The sequence below is a fragment of the Veillonella sp. VA142 genome, from assembly GCF_003992135.1.
Lineage (GTDB): Bacteria > Bacillota > Negativicutes > Veillonellales > Veillonellaceae > F0422.
The window spans coordinates 1-19,835 of sequence record NZ_RQVN01000001.1; the positions used below are offsets into that span (position 1 = coordinate 1).

General features: G+C 38.5%; 19 protein-coding genes. 17 read left to right on the top strand and 2 right to left on the bottom strand.

The genetic code is table 11. From position 1 onward, the window contains the following. From EO117_RS09135 to rsmA, 16 genes are all read left to right on the top strand, one after another. On the top strand, window positions 1-227 hold a 227-nt coding region (locus tag EO117_RS09135), incomplete at its 5' end, for a hypothetical protein (protein ID WP_164727445.1). A gap of 40 nt (window positions 228-267) precedes the next feature. Next, complete coding sequence (locus tag EO117_RS00005) at window positions 268-669, top strand: hypothetical protein (protein WP_126938477.1); 402 nt, start codon at window positions 268-270, stop codon at window positions 667-669. After that, entirely contained in the window at window positions 662-817 is a 156-nt protein-coding gene (locus EO117_RS09140; protein ID WP_164727444.1) for a hypothetical protein, read from the top strand. The genes EO117_RS00005 and EO117_RS09140 overlap by 8 nt, the downstream gene beginning before the upstream one ends. Then, a complete protein-coding gene (locus EO117_RS00010) occupies window positions 814-1,197 on the top strand; it encodes a D-Ala-D-Ala carboxypeptidase family metallohydrolase (protein WP_126938478.1) in 384 nt (127 codons plus the stop codon). The genes EO117_RS09140 and EO117_RS00010 overlap by 4 nt, the downstream gene beginning before the upstream one ends. A 9-nt stretch (window positions 1,198-1,206) precedes the next feature. Then, window positions 1,207-1,470: a hypothetical protein gene (locus EO117_RS00015; RefSeq protein WP_126938479.1), complete on the top strand. Its 264-nt coding sequence runs from the start codon at window positions 1,207-1,209 to the stop codon at window positions 1,468-1,470. 594 nt (window positions 1,471-2,064) lie between these two features. Continuing rightward, window positions 2,065-3,108 carry a hypothetical protein gene (locus EO117_RS00020; RefSeq protein ID WP_126938480.1) on the top strand — a complete coding sequence of 348 codons (1,044 nt, stop codon included), beginning with the start codon at window positions 2,065-2,067 and terminating at the stop codon, window positions 3,106-3,108. Next, on the top strand, window positions 3,108-3,953 hold the full coding sequence (locus tag EO117_RS00025; RefSeq protein WP_126938481.1) for a stage 0 sporulation family protein: 846 nt from the start codon (window positions 3,108-3,110) through the stop codon (window positions 3,951-3,953). The genes EO117_RS00020 and EO117_RS00025 overlap by 1 nt, the downstream gene beginning before the upstream one ends. Beyond that, entirely contained in the window at window positions 3,943-4,662 is a 720-nt protein-coding gene (locus EO117_RS00030) for a tRNA1(Val) (adenine(37)-N6)-methyltransferase (protein WP_126938482.1), read from the top strand. Before EO117_RS00025 ends, EO117_RS00030 begins: the two co-directional genes overlap by 11 nt. Continuing rightward, window positions 4,655-5,521 carry a 16S rRNA (cytidine(1402)-2'-O)-methyltransferase gene (gene rsmI / locus EO117_RS00035; RefSeq protein WP_126938483.1) on the top strand — a complete coding sequence of 289 codons (867 nt, stop codon included), beginning with the start codon at window positions 4,655-4,657 and terminating at the stop codon, window positions 5,519-5,521. The genes EO117_RS00030 and rsmI overlap by 8 nt, the downstream gene beginning before the upstream one ends. Next, complete coding sequence (gene metG, locus EO117_RS00040; protein ID WP_126938484.1) at window positions 5,514-7,463, top strand: methionine--tRNA ligase; 1,950 nt, start codon at window positions 5,514-5,516, stop codon at window positions 7,461-7,463. The genes rsmI and metG overlap by 8 nt, the downstream gene beginning before the upstream one ends. Further along, window positions 7,463-8,230 carry a TatD family hydrolase gene (locus EO117_RS00045; protein WP_126938485.1) on the top strand — a complete coding sequence of 256 codons (768 nt, stop codon included), beginning with the start codon at window positions 7,463-7,465 and terminating at the stop codon, window positions 8,228-8,230. The genes metG and EO117_RS00045 overlap by 1 nt, the downstream gene beginning before the upstream one ends. A 69-nt stretch (window positions 8,231-8,299) precedes the next feature. After that, the gene (locus tag EO117_RS00050) at window positions 8,300-9,850 is read left to right on the top strand and encodes a Ppx/GppA phosphatase family protein (RefSeq protein ID WP_126938486.1); all 1,551 of its coding nucleotides are present in this window, start codon (window positions 8,300-8,302) and stop codon (window positions 9,848-9,850) included. A 10-nt stretch (window positions 9,851-9,860) separates the two neighbouring features. Next, a complete protein-coding gene (ppk1, locus tag EO117_RS00055) occupies window positions 9,861-11,981 on the top strand; it encodes a polyphosphate kinase 1 (RefSeq protein WP_126938487.1) in 2,121 nt (706 codons plus the stop codon). A 563-nt stretch (window positions 11,982-12,544) separates the two neighbouring features. Beyond that, a complete protein-coding gene (locus tag EO117_RS09440; protein WP_126938488.1) occupies window positions 12,545-13,195 on the top strand; it encodes a 3D domain-containing protein in 651 nt (216 codons plus the stop codon). Window positions 13,196-13,721: 526 nt separating this feature from the next. Beyond that, window positions 13,722-14,261, top strand: a complete 540-nt coding sequence (gene rnmV, locus EO117_RS00065) for a ribonuclease M5 (protein ID WP_126938489.1) — start codon at window positions 13,722-13,724, stop codon at window positions 14,259-14,261. Window positions 14,262-14,272: 11 nt separating this feature from the next. Continuing rightward, entirely contained in the window at window positions 14,273-15,124 is an 852-nt protein-coding gene (gene rsmA / locus EO117_RS00070) for a 16S rRNA (adenine(1518)-N(6)/adenine(1519)-N(6))-dimethyltransferase RsmA (RefSeq protein ID WP_126938490.1), read from the top strand. Window positions 15,125-15,330: 206 nt separating this feature from the next. On the opposite strand, the gene EO117_RS00075 is transcribed toward rsmA, so the two are convergent. Then, window positions 15,331-16,575 carry a sodium/glutamate symporter gene (locus EO117_RS00075; protein WP_126938491.1) on the bottom strand — a complete coding sequence of 415 codons (1,245 nt, stop codon included), beginning with the start codon at window positions 16,573-16,575 and terminating at the stop codon, window positions 15,331-15,333. Between the two features lie 466 nt (window positions 16,576-17,041). Between EO117_RS00075 and EO117_RS00080 the strand changes: the two genes are divergently transcribed. After that, window positions 17,042-17,878 carry a polysaccharide deacetylase family protein gene (locus tag EO117_RS00080; RefSeq protein WP_126938492.1) on the top strand — a complete coding sequence of 279 codons (837 nt, stop codon included), beginning with the start codon at window positions 17,042-17,044 and terminating at the stop codon, window positions 17,876-17,878. 243 nt (window positions 17,879-18,121) lie between these two features. Here the strand turns inward: EO117_RS00080 and EO117_RS00085 are convergent, their stop codons facing one another. After that, window positions 18,122-19,711 carry a peptide chain release factor 3 gene (locus EO117_RS00085; RefSeq protein ID WP_126938493.1) on the bottom strand — a complete coding sequence of 530 codons (1,590 nt, stop codon included), beginning with the start codon at window positions 19,709-19,711 and terminating at the stop codon, window positions 18,122-18,124. Between the last annotated feature and the right edge of the window lie 124 nt (window positions 19,712-19,835).

Here is a 19,835-nt window from a genome sequence, read left to right on the forward strand (position 1 = left end):
ACAATCCGAAATACATCTCGGTGTATTCAAAGACGGAAACAGGTCGTTTCTTATATGTGAATGGTCGAGTTGGGATTGTCTCGAACAACAAACTAGGTGGAAAGGTGAATGCAAATTCGTTTATTTCTAAGTTTAGTTCGGAAGATAGGCTTTATAAAAGATATACAGGGATTACACGTGACAGCCTAGAAGATTGGCTCAAGGCAAATCCAATCGAAACATTATAGCAAGATAGAAAGCACCTTATGACATTCATAGGGTGCTTTTATGAAAGGAAAACGAATGAATTATAGCACATTGGAGATTGTGACACTTATCAGTGGCATATTCGCCATCGCCAAAATGGTGGTGTGGCTCTACGACTCGAAAGTGAGTACAGAACGTGAGATGGAGTTACAGAAAGTCAAAAATGATTTTTTACTCAAACAAGATGAGTTGCAATCACGGCTAGAGGTACAAACTCACAACGCAGATCATACGGTACGAATGAATACCTTAGCAATGCAACATCTGACAGAATCCATCGGAGAATTGAAAGAAACGTTGAAAGAGACACAGGATCGATTGGTGGATTTGTCCAAGGAGCAGGCAAGCATTAAAGAATCGGTAAAATCCGCACACAAACGGATTACCGAAATCAACGATAGGGGGTGCAGATGTAGTGAGTAGAAACACGGATATGGTGGTGGCGACAGGGTTAACCGTTGCCTTATTTATGGCCATTTACTTCCGAATGAATGAATTGGCCACCAACATTGCAAGTGGGTTAATTGGTTATATTGGCGGAGCAGTAGCAAAAGGAGGATTATATAAGTGAAAGTAGGCAAGTATTTTGATGATTATGAGTTCGCTTGCAGTTGCGATAGGCATAATGTGGTGGATGGTCATAATGTGTTAGACCATATCATTGATAAGCGATTGGTTGATGTATTGGACAATATCCGAGAAACAGTAGGACGACCAGTACATATTACTAGTGGCTATCGTTGTCCTGAACATAATGCAGACGTAGGGGGAGTGCCAAACTCTCAACATACATTAGGTACTGCTAGCGATATTTATGTGGATGGTATGGACGTAGATGAATTGGCAGACATTGCTATTGAATGTGGTGCGATGGGAGTAGGTAGATATTATAATCAAGGGTTCGTACATGTTGATGTGCGAGATTACAGAGCAGATTGGGATGACCAATAGGAGGTAAAAATGGGAATTGACAAAACTATATTCGATAAAGGTGTAGAATTAGCAAAAGCACATGCGGAATTAGCTTTGAAAGGTATGGATACAACAGCCATTGAAGAGTGGGTGCGTCATGAATTGGATCGAGTGACACAGCCACTTGAAGAAGAAATCAAAACGACCAAATCATGGTGGGTGAAGTTGCGAAACCGTGCATACATCAATGTGATCCAACAGAGTGCAGGGGCAATCGTTGCTAATATCGAAAAAGAAATCAAAAAATTATAACCCTAACAATTGAATAACAAAAAGAGGACATCCGAAGTGTTATCAGCACTAGATGTCCTCTTTTTGAAAGGAGGTGAACCTTTGAAACAATTCCTAAAGCTATTGATGGTAGTAGACCTTGTGTTACAGCACATGGAATCTATCATTAATACAATCAAATCAATTATTCACCTATTTTGTTAATAGCTATTACAATGCTATTATACATTATTCGTGAATCAGATACAATACAAAGCCTATTGACCTAGATGTAAGTATTTAAAATGACATTTATAGAAACTTAAGTAAGACTAAGTTTTTAAAACAGTAATTTTGCAGACTTATTTTAGAATTTCCACTAATTTAGTAATGCCAATGGTTAATAGGCTTTTTATTATCGAAACCATAATACAGCAGTTAGAAAAGCATTTACAATAAAGTTTGACGGCAGAAAAACGGCAAAAAGCAGTTGTGCGTTGTTGGGTGTTATTGATTAAAAATCAAAGGTGCAAATAATGGCCAACATTGTATGTTAATAGATTCTGGAACATCATTGTAAAAGTCTATTGATATGGCGTATAATAAAGGGTAGTCTTATGAGGTAAAGGAGGATGTATGTCATTTTTTGAAACTGTACTTGGTCAACATCAAGTGAAAGAGCAAATTACTACATTAATCCGAGATTCTGCTTTACCCCATAGCTTACTGCTCTACGGAGAAACAGGGTTAGAATCTACCTCTATGGCCATAGCCATTGGGTCCTTAATAGTGGGACGTCAGATTTTTTCTCCTGATGAGGGACGAACCTTTGTATCCGCTATAGAGCAACAACGCATTGAGTCTGGTGAAAGTGAGAGCGCAGTCAAAGAGAAAGGATTGCCTATCTATATTGATCATGGTCAAGCCTTTTGGATTCGCCCTATGAAAACACAGCTCAGTGTAGAACAATGGTATACACTATTAGAGAAGTATATCAATGTATCTAGTGATACACCTCGGGTGGTTATCGTAGAAGGCTTTCAGACGGCCAATACTGTCTTAGCGAATGCGATGTTGAAAACAATTGAAGAACCACCACGAAATATGTATTTTATCATTGTTACTACGAATATTGATAATGTACTACCCACCATCGTGTCACGATGTATGCTCATTGGTATGCAACCAGTGCCAGAAGAAGAATTGGTGAAAGCCTTAACCAAGGAAGGTTATACAGGGGACATTCGACGTGCTGTGCGAACTGCTCGTGGAAATCCAACATTAGCCCGTCAGTGGGCACAGGCTGGTGGAATTGAAAGTTTAGAAAAGGCGATGGAAGTGCTAGAATGCGTAGTGGAAAGAAATCATTTCTTCACTACCTTAGCCTTATCCTTTGAGGGACTTTCAAAAGAAGTAGTACTCGATATATTGAGCTGGTTACGTGTGTTAGCAAGAGACATGTTAGCTTTGCGATATGGTACAGAGAGTGAAAAGATGATACTAAATGAGTATCGATTCCGCATGCAAATGATTTTACCACGATGGTCATCAAAATCTTTGCAACGAATTGTGCCCATTACATTAGAAGCAGAACAGGCACTGCGCCTTAATGTGCGCTTAGGCCTTGTCATAGATGGAGTTATATTAGCCTTAAGGGAGGCTGTGAAGGAGGATATATAGTGGTTACTATAGTAGGAGTACGCTTTAAAAAAGCAGGCAAAATCTACTACTTTAGCCCTGGGTTTATCACCCTAACGACGGGAGATGGTGTTATAGTAGAAACCTCTCGTGGTTTGGAATTTGGGGAAGTCGTAATTGGTCCACGAAAAGTGTCGGAAGATAGCGTGGTGCAACCGCTGAAAGAAGTGACGCGCAAAGCAACACCGAAAGATTATAAACAAGTAGAGAAAAATAGAGAACGAGAAGAAAAAGCGTTTGAAATTGGCTTAGAAAAAATCGCCTATCGTGGATTACCAATGAAATTAATCAATGTGGAATATACATTTGATATGAATAAAATAGTCTTTTTCTTTACCGCAGAAGGTCGTATTGACTTCCGTGAACTTGTAAAAGATTTGGCCAATGTATTCCGTACGCGCATTGAATTACGCCAAGTAGGGGTTCGTGATGAGGCAAAAGTATTAAATGGAATCGGTGCCTGTGGTCGTCCATTATGTTGTGCTACTTTTTTAGGCGATTTTGCATCTGTATCGATTCGCATGGCGAAAGATCAAAACTTGAGTTTGAATCCAACAAAAATTTCCGGTATTTGTGGTCGGTTGATGTGTTGTTTGAACTATGAAAATGACTCCTACCTAAAAGGGGGCGATTTGTATTCACAAAAAGCAAAACAGCCAGTTCCTGTAGCAGAGCCACCTGGTATCGGTAAAGAAGTAGTTACTGATGAAGGGTTAGGTAAAGTCTTAAAAATCAATACCATGAAAAAGACTGTAAAAGTACAATTAGAAGCGGGACGGACGATCGACTTACATTGGTCGGAAGTAGCATTACCGGATGAAGAATAATATCACAATCACAGAATTGCTACTGAGTGGGTTTCAGCTGTTTCAAGATGAAGAAGAATTTAAGTTTTCCATTGATGCTATTTTACTCGCTCATTTTGGAGAGGCGAAAGGGAATAAGCGCTATTTAGAACTAGGTACAGGCACAGGAGTGATTCCTCATGTGCTGTACCATCGTGGAGCCCGTCATGTAGTCGGTGTAGACTGTAACGGCTATGTGATTGAGCTAGCTCTGAAAAGTGTCATTCATAATAATATTGCGGAAGCTGTATCTATGGTGGAGCTAGATTATATGAGCGATGCAGGTAAAGTTTATTATGGTCAGTTTGATGGTATTTACATGAATCCGCCCTATTTTGAATCGAATAGTGGAATTCTACCACAGGAAGAAAGTGTAGCATTAGCCTTGCATGAACAACAACATTCCATGAAAGATAGATTGGTACAAGCTCAACGATATTTAAAATTTGGCGGTACACTGTGGATGATTTATACAACCCCACGGTTAGAATCCTTACTGAGTGCTATAGAACAGACTCAATTTAGGGCCAAACGAATGCGATTTGTTCATGGAAAGCAAGATAAAGTGAGCAAGTTAGTATTACTAGAATTAAAATATGGTGGGAAGATAGGCATGATGGTTGAACCACCTTTATATATTTACAAAGTCGATGGTTCCTATTCAGATGAGGTACAAGCATATTATGAGTAGTCATAAAGGGACATTATTTTTAATTCCCACCCCCATTGGGAACTTAGAAGATATGACCTATCGGGCTGTGCGTACATTACAAGAAGTAGATGTGGTAGCAGCGGAAGATACGCGTCATACGGGAGTATTATTACAACATTTTAATATTGCTAAGCCTATGATTTCCTATCATGAACACAATAAAGCGGAGAAGGGGACTGACCTCATCCAGCGTTTATTGGATGGTCAATCCATCGGATTGGTTAGTGATGCAGGGATGCCTGCTATTTCTGATCCTGGAGAAGACTTGGTGAAAGAAGCCATCGATGCGGGCATACCGATTGTACCTTTGCCAGGGGCGAATGCTGGTTTAACGGCACTCATCGCATCAGGACAAAATACAAAGGAGTTTCATTTCATCGGATTCTTGCCGAAACGAAAGCAAAATGTAAAAGATATGCTATCACGGATTGCCACCTATGAAGGAACACTTATTTTCTATGAAGCGCCTCATCGTATAGAAGAGACGATCCAAAGTTTATATGAAGGCTTGGGAAATCGCTCGATCACAGTAGGTCGTGAACTGACGAAAAAGTTTGAAACCTTCACACGAACCACCTTGTTTGAATTACAAAATGATTTCAGTCAAATCATAGAAAAAGGGGAATTTGTCCTCCTGGTGGGTGGCAGTGAAACAGTAACAGATGAAACGATGGTAGAAGAAGTTCTTCTTTCACCATTAGAGGCAGCCTTAGCTTTAATCAAAGAGGGAATGCCTAAAAAAGAGGCAGCCCGTCAAATTGCAAAAGAACGTGGCCTTTCACGGCGTGATGTATATAATGAAATTGAATGGTATAGTAAGGAGAGAACAGATGACTAAGAAACCGTATTATATTACGACACCAATTTATTATCCAAGTGCGAAATTACATATTGGACATACATACTGTACGTCCATTGCTGACACAATTGCGCGGTTCAAACGCCGTGCTGGCTACGATGTACGATTCTTGACAGGCTCTGATGAACATGGTCAAAAAATCCAACGTATGGCGGAATCTATGGGGATTACTCCTTTAGAATATACAACGAAAATTGTGGATGGTTTCAAGAATTTATGGGAAAAATTAAATATCTCTCATGATGATTTCATTAGAACTACTGATGAAAGACATATTAAATATTGTCAACATTTATTCCAAAAAGCATTTGATAATGGAGATATTTACAAATCTTCTTACGAAGGTTTGTATTGTGTACCATGCGAAACATTCTGGCCAGAATCTAAATTAGGTCCTGAAAAAACATGTCCCGACTGTGGTCGTCCATTAGAAGTAGTACAAGAAGAAAGTTATTTCTTCCGTATGAACAAATATGCTGACCAATGGTTTAAATTTATAGAAGAAAATCCAGATTTTATCCAACCAGAATCTCGCCGAAATGAGATGATCCAATTCGTTAAACAAGGCTTAGAAGATTTAGCAGTATCTCGTACTAGCTTTAACTGGGGTATTCCGGTACCATTTGATGAAAAACATGTTATGTACGTGTGGTTTGATGCGTTGATTAACTATATTTCTGCTTTAAATCCATTGGATGAAAATAGTGATTTATTTGAAACGTATTGGCCCGCAGATTTGCACTTAGTGGGGAAAGAAATTGTTCGTTTCCATACCATTATTTGGCCGATTATGCTCATGAGCCTTGGATTGCCATTGCCGAAAAAAGTGTATGGTCACGGCTGGCTTGTAGTAGATGGCACCAAAATGAGTAAATCTTTGGGCAATGTGATTGACCCAATTCCATTGATTGACACCTATGGTTCTGATGCATTGCGATATTTCTTGGTGAACGAAGTGCATTTGGGCAATGACGGTAATTTTAGCTTGCCTAACTTTATTACGAAAATCAATGCAGACTTGTCCAATGACCTAGGCAACTTGTTGAATCGTACCGTAGCGATGATTGAAAAATATCATGGTGGTAGTATTACAAAACATGCACCAACAGAAGAGGTGGATAAGGATTTAATTGCATTAGCTGAGCAAACAGTAAATGACTATGAACAATTGATGGAGGATATGCAGTACAACAAAGCCTTCAAAGCTGTATGGGCGTTTATTGGTCGTACGAATAAATACATTGACGAAACAATGCCTTGGGTATTGGCAAAAGATGCTAATGAAGGCGATGCAGAACGCTTAGAAGCTGTCATGTATCATTTGGCAGAATCCTTGCGTATCATCGCTGTCCTAGTAGATCCAGTCATTCCAACAGGAGCTCTTAAAATTTGGGAACAACTTGGTTTACCAGGGTTTGCACAAGCTATGTTAGATGATGTACGCACATTTGGAGGACTCCCAACTGGTACAAAAGTGGTGAAAGGTGATCCAATTTACCCACGCTTTGAAATCCCTGAAATGATAGAGGTAGAGCCAGAAACAACAGAAGAAACAGTAGAGGAAACAGTAGATACAAGTCATATATCACCAATTAAAGACTCTATCGAATACGATGATTTTGCGAAATTAGATTTACGGGTAGCAAAAGTGTTAACTTGCGAAGCGGTGAAAAAATCTAAAAAATTATTGTTATTCACCCTAGATTTAGGCATTGAAACACGTACAGTAGTCAGTGGTATCTCTCAATTCTACAAACCAGAAGACTTAATTGGTAAAAAAGTAATTTATTTGTCAAACTTAGCGCCTAAAAAAATTATGGGTCATATGTCAGAAGGTATGATTTTATCAGCATCCAATGAAGATGATCAATTAGAAGTAACCAATATTGAATCCTTAACTCCAGGAAGCGTGGTGAGATAATGCGATTGTTCGATACACATGCACATATCAATGATGAACGATTTGATAATGATCGGGAACGAATGATACAAGACTGCATTGATCAAGGGGTAGAATACATTATGTGCCCAGCAGTCGATCGTAAAACGGCAGAATCTGCCATTGCTTTGGCAGAACAATATGAACGTGTCTATGCAGCGGTAGGTGTGCATCCTCATGAATCAAAAGATGCCACCGAAGAAGACTATGAATGGTTCAAACAAATGGCATCCCATCCAAAGGTGAAAGCCATCGGTGAAATCGGTTTAGATTATTACTATGATTTTTCTGATAGAGATGTGCAAGCAGAGTCTTTCAAACGCCAATTAGCCATCGCGAGAGAAGTAGACTTGCCAATTATTATCCATGATCGTGATGCGCATGGTGCCATTCGAGATATGTTGGTGGAACATGGAAAGGGTAATTATGGCGTATTCCATTGTTTCTCCACAAGTTTAGAAATGGCTAAAGAATTTATTAAAATGGGCTATTACATCTCCTTTGCGGGACCGGTAGTATTCCCAAAATCTACGAATCTGAAAGAAGTCGCAAAACACATCCCACTAGATCGTTTGCTGATCGAAACAGATTCCCCTTATTTGACGCCACCTCCATTTAGAGGTCGTCGCAATGACCCATCCAAAACACAATTTGTGGCACAAGAAATTGCTCAATTGCGTGGTATGGATGTAGAAGAACTTGCTGCCATTGCCTTAGAGAATGGAAAGCGTTGTTTTGGTATTGAGTAATATAGAAGTAGAAAGGCACTTTCACAGTAGTGTATACGGAAAGTGCCTTTCTGTATACACAGGAGACCTATGAAACGAGTAGCATTAATAGATTTGGGATCAAACTCAGTACGGTTTGTTATTTCAGAAATTACAGACTCAGGCAGTTATCGCTTGGTGTATCAACAAAAAGAATCGATTCGCCTCAGCGAAGGTATGTGGACTCACCAAATGTTGACGAAGCCTGCTATGGACCGAGCCATTAAAACATTAAAGTCCTTATCTCATATGGCGAGGGATATGGGAGTTACAGAGATTCAAGGTATTGCGACAGCAGCCGTACGATTGGCTACCAATGGTAATAGCTTTATTCGTCGTGTCTATGCTGAGACGGGGATTCCTTTACGCGCTATTAGTGGTGAAGAAGAGGCATACTTAGGATTTTTAGGAGTTGTGAATACCATAGGACTCGATGATTTTATTGTCTTTGACCTTGGTGGGGCGAGCATTGAGATTAGCTTAATTGAAAATCGACAATTAAAAAAGTCTGTCAGCCTTCCTATGGGAGCTCTAGTGATGACGGGACAATTTAAATTGGGGCATGAGTTTACAAAGACAGAATATGAAGCGATGGTAGATCATATCCAGTCCTTATTGAAACGTGAAAACTGGCTGAAAGATGCAAAACTACCTCTTATCGGTATCGGCGGTACAGCTCGCAATATAGCTAAAATGGACCAACGAGAGAAAAATTACCCCATTCCTAAATTACATAATTATAAGGTAAAAAAGACGACTATAGAGGCCTTGTTTCAAAGGGTGAAAGAGACACCGTGGGAAGAACGGAAAAAGATTCCTGGATTATCTTCTGAGCGCGCTGATATTATAGTAGCAGGTATGGCTATTATCAGGGAGTTGATGGAGTATACAAAAGCATCATCTATGATTGTCAGCGGGTGTGGCTTGCGGGAAGGATTGTTTTTTCAATATTATGGTCAGCATTATGATGGACAAGAGTTTTTACAAAAAACGGGTATCATTGACGATATAGTCACACACTCTACGCTGAATATATTACGATCCTTTACCCCTCATGATGTGGATCATTCCCTATACATTGCGAAATTAGCAAAACAGATTTATAAACAATGGAAAGAACTGATGCCAGAAGGGGAGCGTTTGAAATTAATTTTGAAGGTAGCCTCCTTATTACATGATTTAGGAAAGCAAATCAATTATTATAGCCATGCAAGACATAGCGCATATATGATTATTAATAGTAATCTGTATGGTTTATCTCATAGGGAGCAGTTACTCAGTGCATTTATTGCCTCCTATTCTCATGGTGCCAACAGTAAGTTTATTAAGCAGTCTCCCTATCTATCCCTATTAAAAGAAGGAGATCGAGAGATAATACAAAAACTGTCATTTCCATTAGCCATAGCAGAGGCCTTGGAAGAAAGTCATGAACGCACAATCTATTCTATTCAAAGTCATATTAGAGATAGACAAATCGATATGTATGTTGAGGTGAAAACATTAAACTACATTCCTATGATGGAGATGGCCATCGAAAAATTAAAAAAACAGTGCAAGAAAGAGTTTAAACGTGAATTAGTGATACATTGGAAAGTTCGTTAGGGGTGATACTATGAAAGACTTTGATAATCCAAAGTATTATTTTAATCGTGAATTGTCATGGCTGAAGTTCAACCAAAGAGTCTTACAAGAATCGATCGATAGAAGTAATCCACTTATGGAAAAATTACGATTCTTAACCATTGGTAGTTCTAACTTAGATGAATTTTTTATGATCCGCGTATCTGGATTACGCCATCAAGAACAGAGTGGAATCATAAAATACGATGCAGCGCATATGGATGCAAAGGCTCAACTCAAGGCAATTAGTGAAGCTACAAAAAAGTTAGTATCTTTGCAATATACTTATTTCCACGATATTTTGAAACGACTTCAAAAAGAAGGACTACATTTTGTCAAAGTAAAAGACCTAAAAGAAAATGAATTGCGTTGGTTATACCAATATTTTCGTACTCATATATTTCCGGTAGTTACACCACTGGCGGTGGATGCGAGCCATCCCTTTCCATTCTTGGTGAATAAAACATTAAACTCGGTGGTGAAGATTCACCCTATCCATGATAAGTCCCAAGAGAAAATGGCTATATTGCCAATTCCATCTGTATTAAGTCGAATTATTGAAGTACCCAATGATGTGCATCGTCATTTTGTTATGTTAGAAGATGTCATCAATTATTACTGTGAAGATTTCTTCGTAGGACATCATATCGATTCCTTTACCACCTTCCGTGTAACACGTGATGCGGATTTAGATATTGAAGAAGAAGCAACGGATCTATTGCGAGAAATTGAAAAATCTCTTCGTCGCCGTCGTCGTGGTGAGGTGGTGCGAGTGGAAGTGTGTGAACATTACGATCCACAATTATTAGAATTTGTTTTACAAGGCTTACAAGCAAAAAAAGAAGCCGTTTATATAGCAGAGGGAATTTTAGATATGGCTTCCTTTGGCGAGTTTTGTAATTTACCTGGCTACGACCATTTGCGATATCCTGCTTTTACACGGCGAGAGCTTCCTTGTGTAACAGATCGAGAAACTTCAGCTATCTTTGATTATATTCGTGAAAAAGATAGACTCTTGCACCATCCATTTGACTCTTTTTCTGTTGTAGAAGAATTTATAGCCAGAGCTGCAGTAGCCCCGGATGTGCTAGCTATTAAACAAACCTTGTATCGTGTTAGCGGTGATTCACCCATCGTAGCCTCTTTGGTGAAAGCAGCAGAACTGGGCAAACAAGTGACTGTGTTAATGGAAGTAAAAGCCCGCTTTGATGAAGAAAATAATATTATTATGGCACGACGCTTAGAAAAAGCTGGGTGTCATGTGATCTATGGATTGAGAGGTCTCAAGACACATTCCAAAATTACCATGGTGGTGCGTAAAGAAGGGGATGTACTGCGCCGATATATGCACTTTGCTACAGGCAATTATAATGGTAAGACCGCAAAATATTATACAGATTGCGGATTGTTGACTTGTCGGGAGTCTTATGCGGATGATAGTTCTTTATTTTTTAATACCATCTCAGGCTATGCTGAATCACAACAGTGGCAACATCTTATTGTGGCTCCATTGACTTTACGAGTTTCTTTGATAGAGCTCATAGATGGTGAGATCCGTGCAGTAGAGCAGGGAAAAGAAGGACATATTGTGGCGAAGATGAACTCTTTATTAGATAAAGAAATTATTGCTAAGCTATATGAGGCATCCTGTAAGGGGGTCAGGATTGATTTGATCGTTCGTGGTATTTGTACTCTTAGACCGGGTATTGAAGGGGTTAGTGAGAATATTACAGTACGATCCATTGTAGGTAGGTTCTTAGAACATCATCGGATTCTATACTTTAAAAATCATAGTGAAAGCCCTTACTATATTTCTAGTGCCGATTGGATGCCGCGTAACTTAAATGATCGAGTAGAGCTAATGGTACCGGTGGAAGATAAAGACCTGCAAAAGGAATTACAACATATCTTAGATGTGTATTTAGGAGATAATCAAAAGGCTCATGTTATGCGTGCTGATGGGTCGTATCGTAAGGTCATCGCTAAAGAAAATAAGGTGTGGGCTCAACTTTCATTTATGAATCCTAATGATATAGATACTGCCGGAAGTACAACTGAATCAGGACACTGGGACCCTATTTTAGAGCTTGAGACTACTAGTGGTGCTAAGTAAGATGATTCATTATAATGTGTAGTCAAAGAGTATGTATGTAATTATATAAGTATTAACATGTTCATAAAAATAATGAATAATTGATATAATTAGCTATAAATAACACAATTCGTGTAATTTATAGCTAATTTTTTGAAAGTAATGTGGACAAGTTATGAGTTTTAAGAATGAGGTATTACTAAAATGCGTATCATATCAATTTTGCATTATCAATAAGAAGGTATTATTTTGAAAATATGGTGAACCTCTTTGGGAGTATATAGTGCATTGTATGTTCCCTGTAGATATAGCTATACACATACTTTGAGATGTGTATAAGTTTTAAGTATGTTATATATGCAAACTATAGATAATTTAAAAAGTATTATAATGAGAATATATGAATATAATAGTTAACATAATTAATCAAATTAGTATGTCTTTTTACAGTGGACTCAAAATATATTTATATTTAAAAATTAGAATCTGTAAGCATTGAAGAATGGCTTTGTTGTGCGAAATAAGATCATATGTTTGACTAAATATATCCGCCTATGGTAGAATACCACCCATGGAGGTACTAGATGACAAATCGATTACTACAGCAAAAGCAAAAAGCAGTGCTTATGCTCACACTGTTACTAATAGTCTTTGTTACAGTCTCAGGCTTTATGTGGAATCATGGATTCCAGACTAAAAAGATAGAAACACATCAAGTGGAGGTACCGGTGGCGGTACAATATGAGCGAGTAGATACATTACCAAAGGGAATGGAAGAAGTCGTACAAGAAGGCATATCAGGTATTGATGAGGTGCAAGAAGAAGTTCAATACAATCATGGAGAAATAGTAGATACGAAAGAGCTGCAACGTAAAACAATTACACCTATGAAACCTAAGGTAGTTCGATTAGGTACACAAGACATAGGAGTATCAGGTCCCTATAATCGCGTAAAAGAAGTCATTGCTATGGAGGCAACGGCGTACTTGCCTACAGATGGCGGTGGTGATGGCATTACAGCAACGGGTGTGCGTGCACATCATGGTGTAATAGCCGTAGATCCTAATGTGATTCCATTAGGGACACGTGTATATATACCTGGATACGGTGAGGCAATTGCTGCCGATACCGGTGGAGATATCGTGGGAAATCGTATCGATGTTGTATTGGAAGATTACGGGTCTGCTATGCAATTTGGACGGAGAACTGTAGACGTATATATCCTCTCTTCTTAGTCTATGTATCTATGGCGTTTTTTTAAACTTTATATTGATAGAAGAGCACGGCATACTTATTCGCAAACAACACTATAGAATGAATTATTACTTGCAATGACATTCTGTCTTGTGACAGTTTGTGTGGACAAATGTATAAAGAGTAGACCGCAATACACACCCTCAGAAACGGTATTTCATAATGTTTCTTCGGAGATGTATTGCGGTCTTTTATATGTGAATTTATATAGATAATGGGTCACAAGACAACCTAATTATGACCATATTTTTCAGGTGTATATTTAATGGTTGCGTTGCGAGTGTTTATGTAGAGAATTGTATGCCGTGTTCTTTTATATTTTAAAATTTTAGTGGTGAGGAATGCCATAGACTGCTACGCCTAATTACGTTCGTCTCGAAAGGGTTTGGCATTATTTTGCAATTGTGAGCTATATGTAGTTGGCTAGTAGTGTGTTATGTTTGTTATTGTATGCTATAGGTTTCGATATATGGTATAATAATAAAATATTATGTTGTGGAGGAGCTTATGTTAAAACAGGTCTTGGTGGTTGAGGGAAAATCAGATATTCAACGGGTGCAACAAGCTTTAGAGGTGGAGTGTATTGCTACGGAAGGTTTTAATTTGCGTAAGCCTGTGCTGAGTCGGATTAAGGATGCTTATGAAAAGAGAGGTATCATTATTCTGACGGATCCAGATTATGCAGGTGAGCGGATACGCCGTTTTTTAACAAAGCGATTCCCTTTGGCGCAGCATGCCTTTGTACCACGAGAGGAAGCCTATGCCAATGATGATATTGGGATTGAGCAGGCTAGCTCTGAGTCTATACGTAAAGCACTAGAGGTTCTGCATATAGAATCTATGGAATCATCCGAGTTATTTACTATGCAAGATTTAGTGCAATATGATCTAAGTGGAGGACCTAGTAGTGCTGCTATGAGGGCTCGTATCGGGGCTAAGCTTGGAATAGGATATGGTAATGGGAAGCAATTCTTATACCGTTTAAACCATTATGGCATAAGTCGGGATGCATTTTTTAAGGCACTTTCAGAAGATGAAGAAAAATAATAGGAGTGTTCATGATAGAATCAGTCATTGCAAGTCCAGAGGTTGTACATTATATATGTAAACGATTTGGCATTCAAATGAGTAAAAAATTAGGGCAAAACTTTTTGATTAAGCGCACTGTGGTCGATAAGATTGTGCAGGCTGCAGATTTAGAAGTAGGGGATGCTGTATTAGAGGTTGGGCCTGGTATTGGTACCTTAACGCAAGGTCTGGCACAAAGTGGAGCTAATATTACCTCTGTAGAGCTAGATAGACGCTTGTTAGAGGTCTTAGATACAACTCTAGAGGCCTACGATAATGTGCGCATCATTCATGGGGACGTATTGAAGGTAAATATCCCAGAATTAATGGACCACAAACCATTTAAAGTGGTAGCAAATTTACCGTATTACATTACTACACCGATTATTATGTCTTTGTTAGAATCTAAATTGCCTATCGAACGATTAGTGGTAATGGTGCAAAAAGAAGTGGCAGAGCGTATGATTGCTAAACCAGGCACAAAAATGTATGGCGCTTTATCGGTGGCGGTGCAATATTACACAGATCCATATATTGTCATGGATGTACCACCTAAAGCATTTTTACCAGCCCCTGAGGTAACTAGTGCAGTGATTTGCTGCCCATTACGTAGTGAACCGCCTGTGAAAGTTCATAGTGAAGCGTATTTCTTCCGTGCTGTGAAAGCAGGCTTTGCACAACGGCGTAAAACGTTCAGTAATACGATGAAGACTACTGGATTGAGTAAAGAAGCCATAGAAGCCATTTTGGCAAAAGCGAATATAGATGGATCACGTCGAGGAGAGACATTTACATTAGATGAATTTGCTCTCATCGGTAATGCTTGGTATGAATTAGAATAAAAAACTGAATAAATACATATATTGTTTACGTACTTTGTGAAGAACTATGATAGAAATTAGGGGATAGCTTTAGCTGTCCCCTTTTACCATGTAGTAATGGTTTTATGAGGAGAGTTAATATAAGAAAAATCTATTGTATAGAAAAAGGATTCTGCCACAGATGTGGTAGAATCCTTTTTTGTTTAGGATACATATGGAAGCATTAATTAAATCATTTTTGCCATGAATGTAATTAAGAATGCATTTGTAAAGTCGATGAGGAAGGCACCTACTAAGGATACGACTAACCATGCTTTTGGAGATGGGCCGTATTTAGAAGCCAAGGACAACATGTTTACCAAAGCATTTGGTGTAGCACCCAAACCGAAACCAATAGCACCAGCACCTAACATAACAGAATCGTAGTTGCGTTTGAACAACCAGTAGATTAAGTATGCAAAAATTGTGATAAGTACCATTTGTGCCGCTAAGATTGCCATTAATGGTAAAGCTAAATCTACTAATTGTGCTAATTTCAAGCTATTGATAGCCATAGTAACAAAGATACTTAAAGATACGTTAGACACAGCATCTAAAGCAGCACTATTAATAGTAATACGGCCAGTGAAATCGGCAAAGTTGCGAATACAAGCCCCTACAATCATAGCTCCTATATAGGCAGGTAATGGACCAAATACGGAAGATAGTAGAGCACTCACCAAGGTACCAAGCCCTAAGGAAATACCTACGAAGGCAATCACATGCATTAACGATTGTAAATCGAATAATTTACTTTCAGAGTCGGATTCATTAATATCAATACCGTCAGCTTCTAATAACTCAGGATGATCTACAGGAGTAGGAACATTGTGCATTTTAATGATGCGGTCACCTACTGGAGCACCTAACAATGTACCAGCTACCATACCGAAGGTAGCAGCGGCAATAGCGGCAGAAGCAACACCAGGTACACCCGTTAATTCTTCAAAGTGTGGGCCGAAGGCACCTGCTGTACCAAGACCACCCATCATGGAAACAGAACCAGCCATGATACCAAAGATTGGCTCAATACCCATAGCTTTAGCAATCATGATGCCAGCACCATTTTGAACTACAATCCAGATAGTACATACAATCCAGAAAAAGATGATAGCTACGCCACCTTTTTTAAGGACATTAAGACTGGCCATTAAGCCGATAGTGGTAAAGAAGGCTAACATTAGAAATGATTGCAATGCACTATCAAAGGTAATGTTTACAATTTTATAAAAAGATAAGAATGCAGTTAAGAATGCAAAAGGTAAGCCACCTACAGCTGGAGCAGGCATACTTACACGTTGTAAGAATGGAGAGTGTTTTTTAATAAATTCCCCCAGGTATAACGTAACAATAGCTAATGCTACAGTTTGAATCATAGACAATTTTAATGTCCAGACCCCGTTTACTATACTTAAGTCTATAAGACCTTTCATAGTATAACCCCCTTCGGTTAATAAAAATAAATTAGAATAAACTTATAGCCCTATCATAGCATGATTACAAAGAAGAGTCATAGGTATTTTATGTATACATAAGGGTTGCTGGTAATTTTCATATACATCATATAGCAAATACTTATTAAAAAAATTTTAAACAATTTAAAAGCATATTCTATAGAATGATGACAAATAAAGGATTTAGTACAATAGACCAATAGTGCATGATGTATACACGGGGACAACTTTATTCCTAATTAAGATATAATGAATGCAAAATTGATATAATATCTAAAAGCTTATGTTATTGGGTTCTTATAATGTAATGGAAAGTAAAAATGAAAAAAGACTGATAAATTATTAGAATTATGGTACTATAATAAGGTATATAATAAGGTATATAATAGAGTTTACCAGTAAGCTGATATAAATTTAGTAAGGTTACTAGTATGTGAGGTTATAAGTGAAAAAAATAATTCTAAGTATAGTGGGAAGTATCCTAATAATAGGGATATATTTAGGTATTCAATATGAACGATCTTTAGATTATAAAGCTGTCGGTGTTCCTGTGCTGAATTATCACCGCATTGATTCAGGCATTCGCCACTCCTTGGTGGTGCCTCCAGAAGAATTTAAAAAGCAGATGCAATATCTCCATGATGAGGGATACCATTCAATCACTATGGATGAGTTGTACGATTACGTGACAAAAGGAACCGAATTGCCAGATAAACCAGTATTGATTACATTTGATGATGGATACGTTGACAATTATCAACATGCTATGCCTATTTTAAAAGAATATAATATGAAAGCTACCTTGTTTATGATTACTAGTTCCATTGGAGAAAATCGATTTGTCAATGTAGAGCAATTGAAAGAAATGCAAGCCAATGGTATCGATATCCAAAGTCATACAGTGAATCATAAAGATTTACGCAATATGTCTTTAGATCAAGCACGGGATGAACTTATTAGCTCGAAAGCAGTCTTAGAAGATCGTATGAAACATCCTGTTCGTTACATTGCGTATCCAGGTGGATTTGCTAACAAGGATATAGATAAAATTTCTGAGGAAAGTGGTTATCGTATGGCCTTTACCGTGCAAGCAGGGAATGTAGAACCAGGACAAGATCTATTTAACTTGCCACGACAAGCGGTATTCTTTAATGATACACCATTCGAAAACTTCTGGGTTCGATTACATTATCCATGGGAAAATGCCTTTATGTGGCGTATACATGATAAACTATTAGAGTGGAACTTAAAAGGATTAGCAGATTTAGAACCGTTATTCTAGGGACTGTAAGGTATCATTGATATATCGCTAGATATGATTATAAAAGGGGATAGACCTCTTTTCAAAATTAAAATATAAAAAGAGGAAAGCTGATATTTTTTAATCAGCTTTCCTCTTTTTTCTTTGGAGCTATTTTATTACAGCTCATTTATTTTATTTAGAAATAATATATACTATTCTCTATATTGTGTTACAGGTGGTACGCCTAAATTTATGTATTTGCATATCCAAGCATAAAATATCTTACACCTCTAATTTTGGAGAATGCAAGAATGTTACATCTGGATTTCGTTCTACGACCCAACCCATTTGCCATTCATTGGAGATAAGAACAACGAGACGACCTCGATTATCTTTTACAATCATCGCATTGTCCATACCTTTTAAACTATTCACATCGACTTCGCCATCGATCCAACGAGCTACACTGTATGGCAAGGAGTTGTTCACAAGATCGACACCGTATTCGTGTTTTAAACGGTATTGTAGTACTTCAAATTGAAGCATACCAACGGCGCCGACCACGAAAGAGTCCATAGAGTAAAGTGGTTCAAAAATTTGTACGGCCCCTTCTTGTGCTAATTGCGTCATCCCCTTCAAGAACTGTTTTCGCTTCATAGAATCTTTTGGTGTGACACGAGCGAAGAATTCTGGTGGGAATACAGGAAAGTCACTGAACGTTACCTTGTGATTGGACGCACATAAGCTGTCGCCTACGCCCATTGTGCCCGCATCGAAGACACCGATAATATCCCCTGGGTAAGCTTCATCAATGATGGTGCGTTCTGTAGCCAAGAATTGTTGTGGTTGGGATAGGCGTAAGGTTTTGCCAGATTGTTGATGAAGTACATTCATACCTTTTTCGAACTTACCAGAACAAATACGCATGAATACAATACGGTCATGGTGATTTGGATTCATGTTGGCTTGGATTTTAAAGACGAACGCAGAGAAGTCCTCAGACGTAGGTTCTACCGTTTCTTCACGGGCCACACGTGGGGCCGGCATAGGAGCTAGTTCTAAGAATTTTTCAAGGAATGGTTTAACCCCAAAGTTTGTCATAGCAGAGCCAAAGAACATTGGTGTTAATTCGCCAGCTTTTACTTTGTCTAAATCAAAAGTATCACCAGCCACGTCGAGAAGTTCAATGTCATCGATTAAGGATTGATGTACTTCTTCGCCCAATAGGTCACGGAATGCTGGATCATGTACATCCCCTTTGGTGGATGCTAGCTTCTTTTGACCATGGGATTCATCTTTTTCAAACAATTCCACGGTATTTGTTTCTCGGTCGTACACACCTTGGTATTCACCGTTAATGCCTACAGGCCAGTTCATAGGAACAGCACGAATGCCGAGAGAATTTTCAATTTCTTCCATCAAATCGAAAGGGTTTCGTCCAAAGTGGTCAATCTTGTTGACGAAGGTAAAGATGGGGATACCACGTTCTTTACAAACGGCGAATAATTTTTTTGTTTGCGCTTCCACACCTTTTGCCACATCGATCAGCATGACAGCACTATCGGCGGCCATTAGCGTACGGTATGTATCTTCAGAGAAGTCTTGGTGACCAGGAGTATCTAGAATGTTCACGCGATGACCATCGTAATCAAATTGTAATACGGAACTCGTCACAGAGATACCACGCTGCTTTTCAATCTCCATCCAGTCGGATACGGCATATTTTTGCGTTTTTCTAGACTTAACGGAACCAGCCAAGTGGATAGCACCACCGTATAGCAAAAGTTTTTCCGTCAATGTTGTTTTACCCGCATCAGGGTGAGAAATGATGGCGAACGTACGGCGCCGAGTTACTTCTTCTAAAAATGTCATAATTCACCTCTATTAATCCATGTGTATGGTACATACTTTCATATCTTTAAAATTATATACTATTTGAGGGCTCCCTGTATAGGATAGGATAGTGAAAGTTGAGAGACGTAGCATACAGATGCAA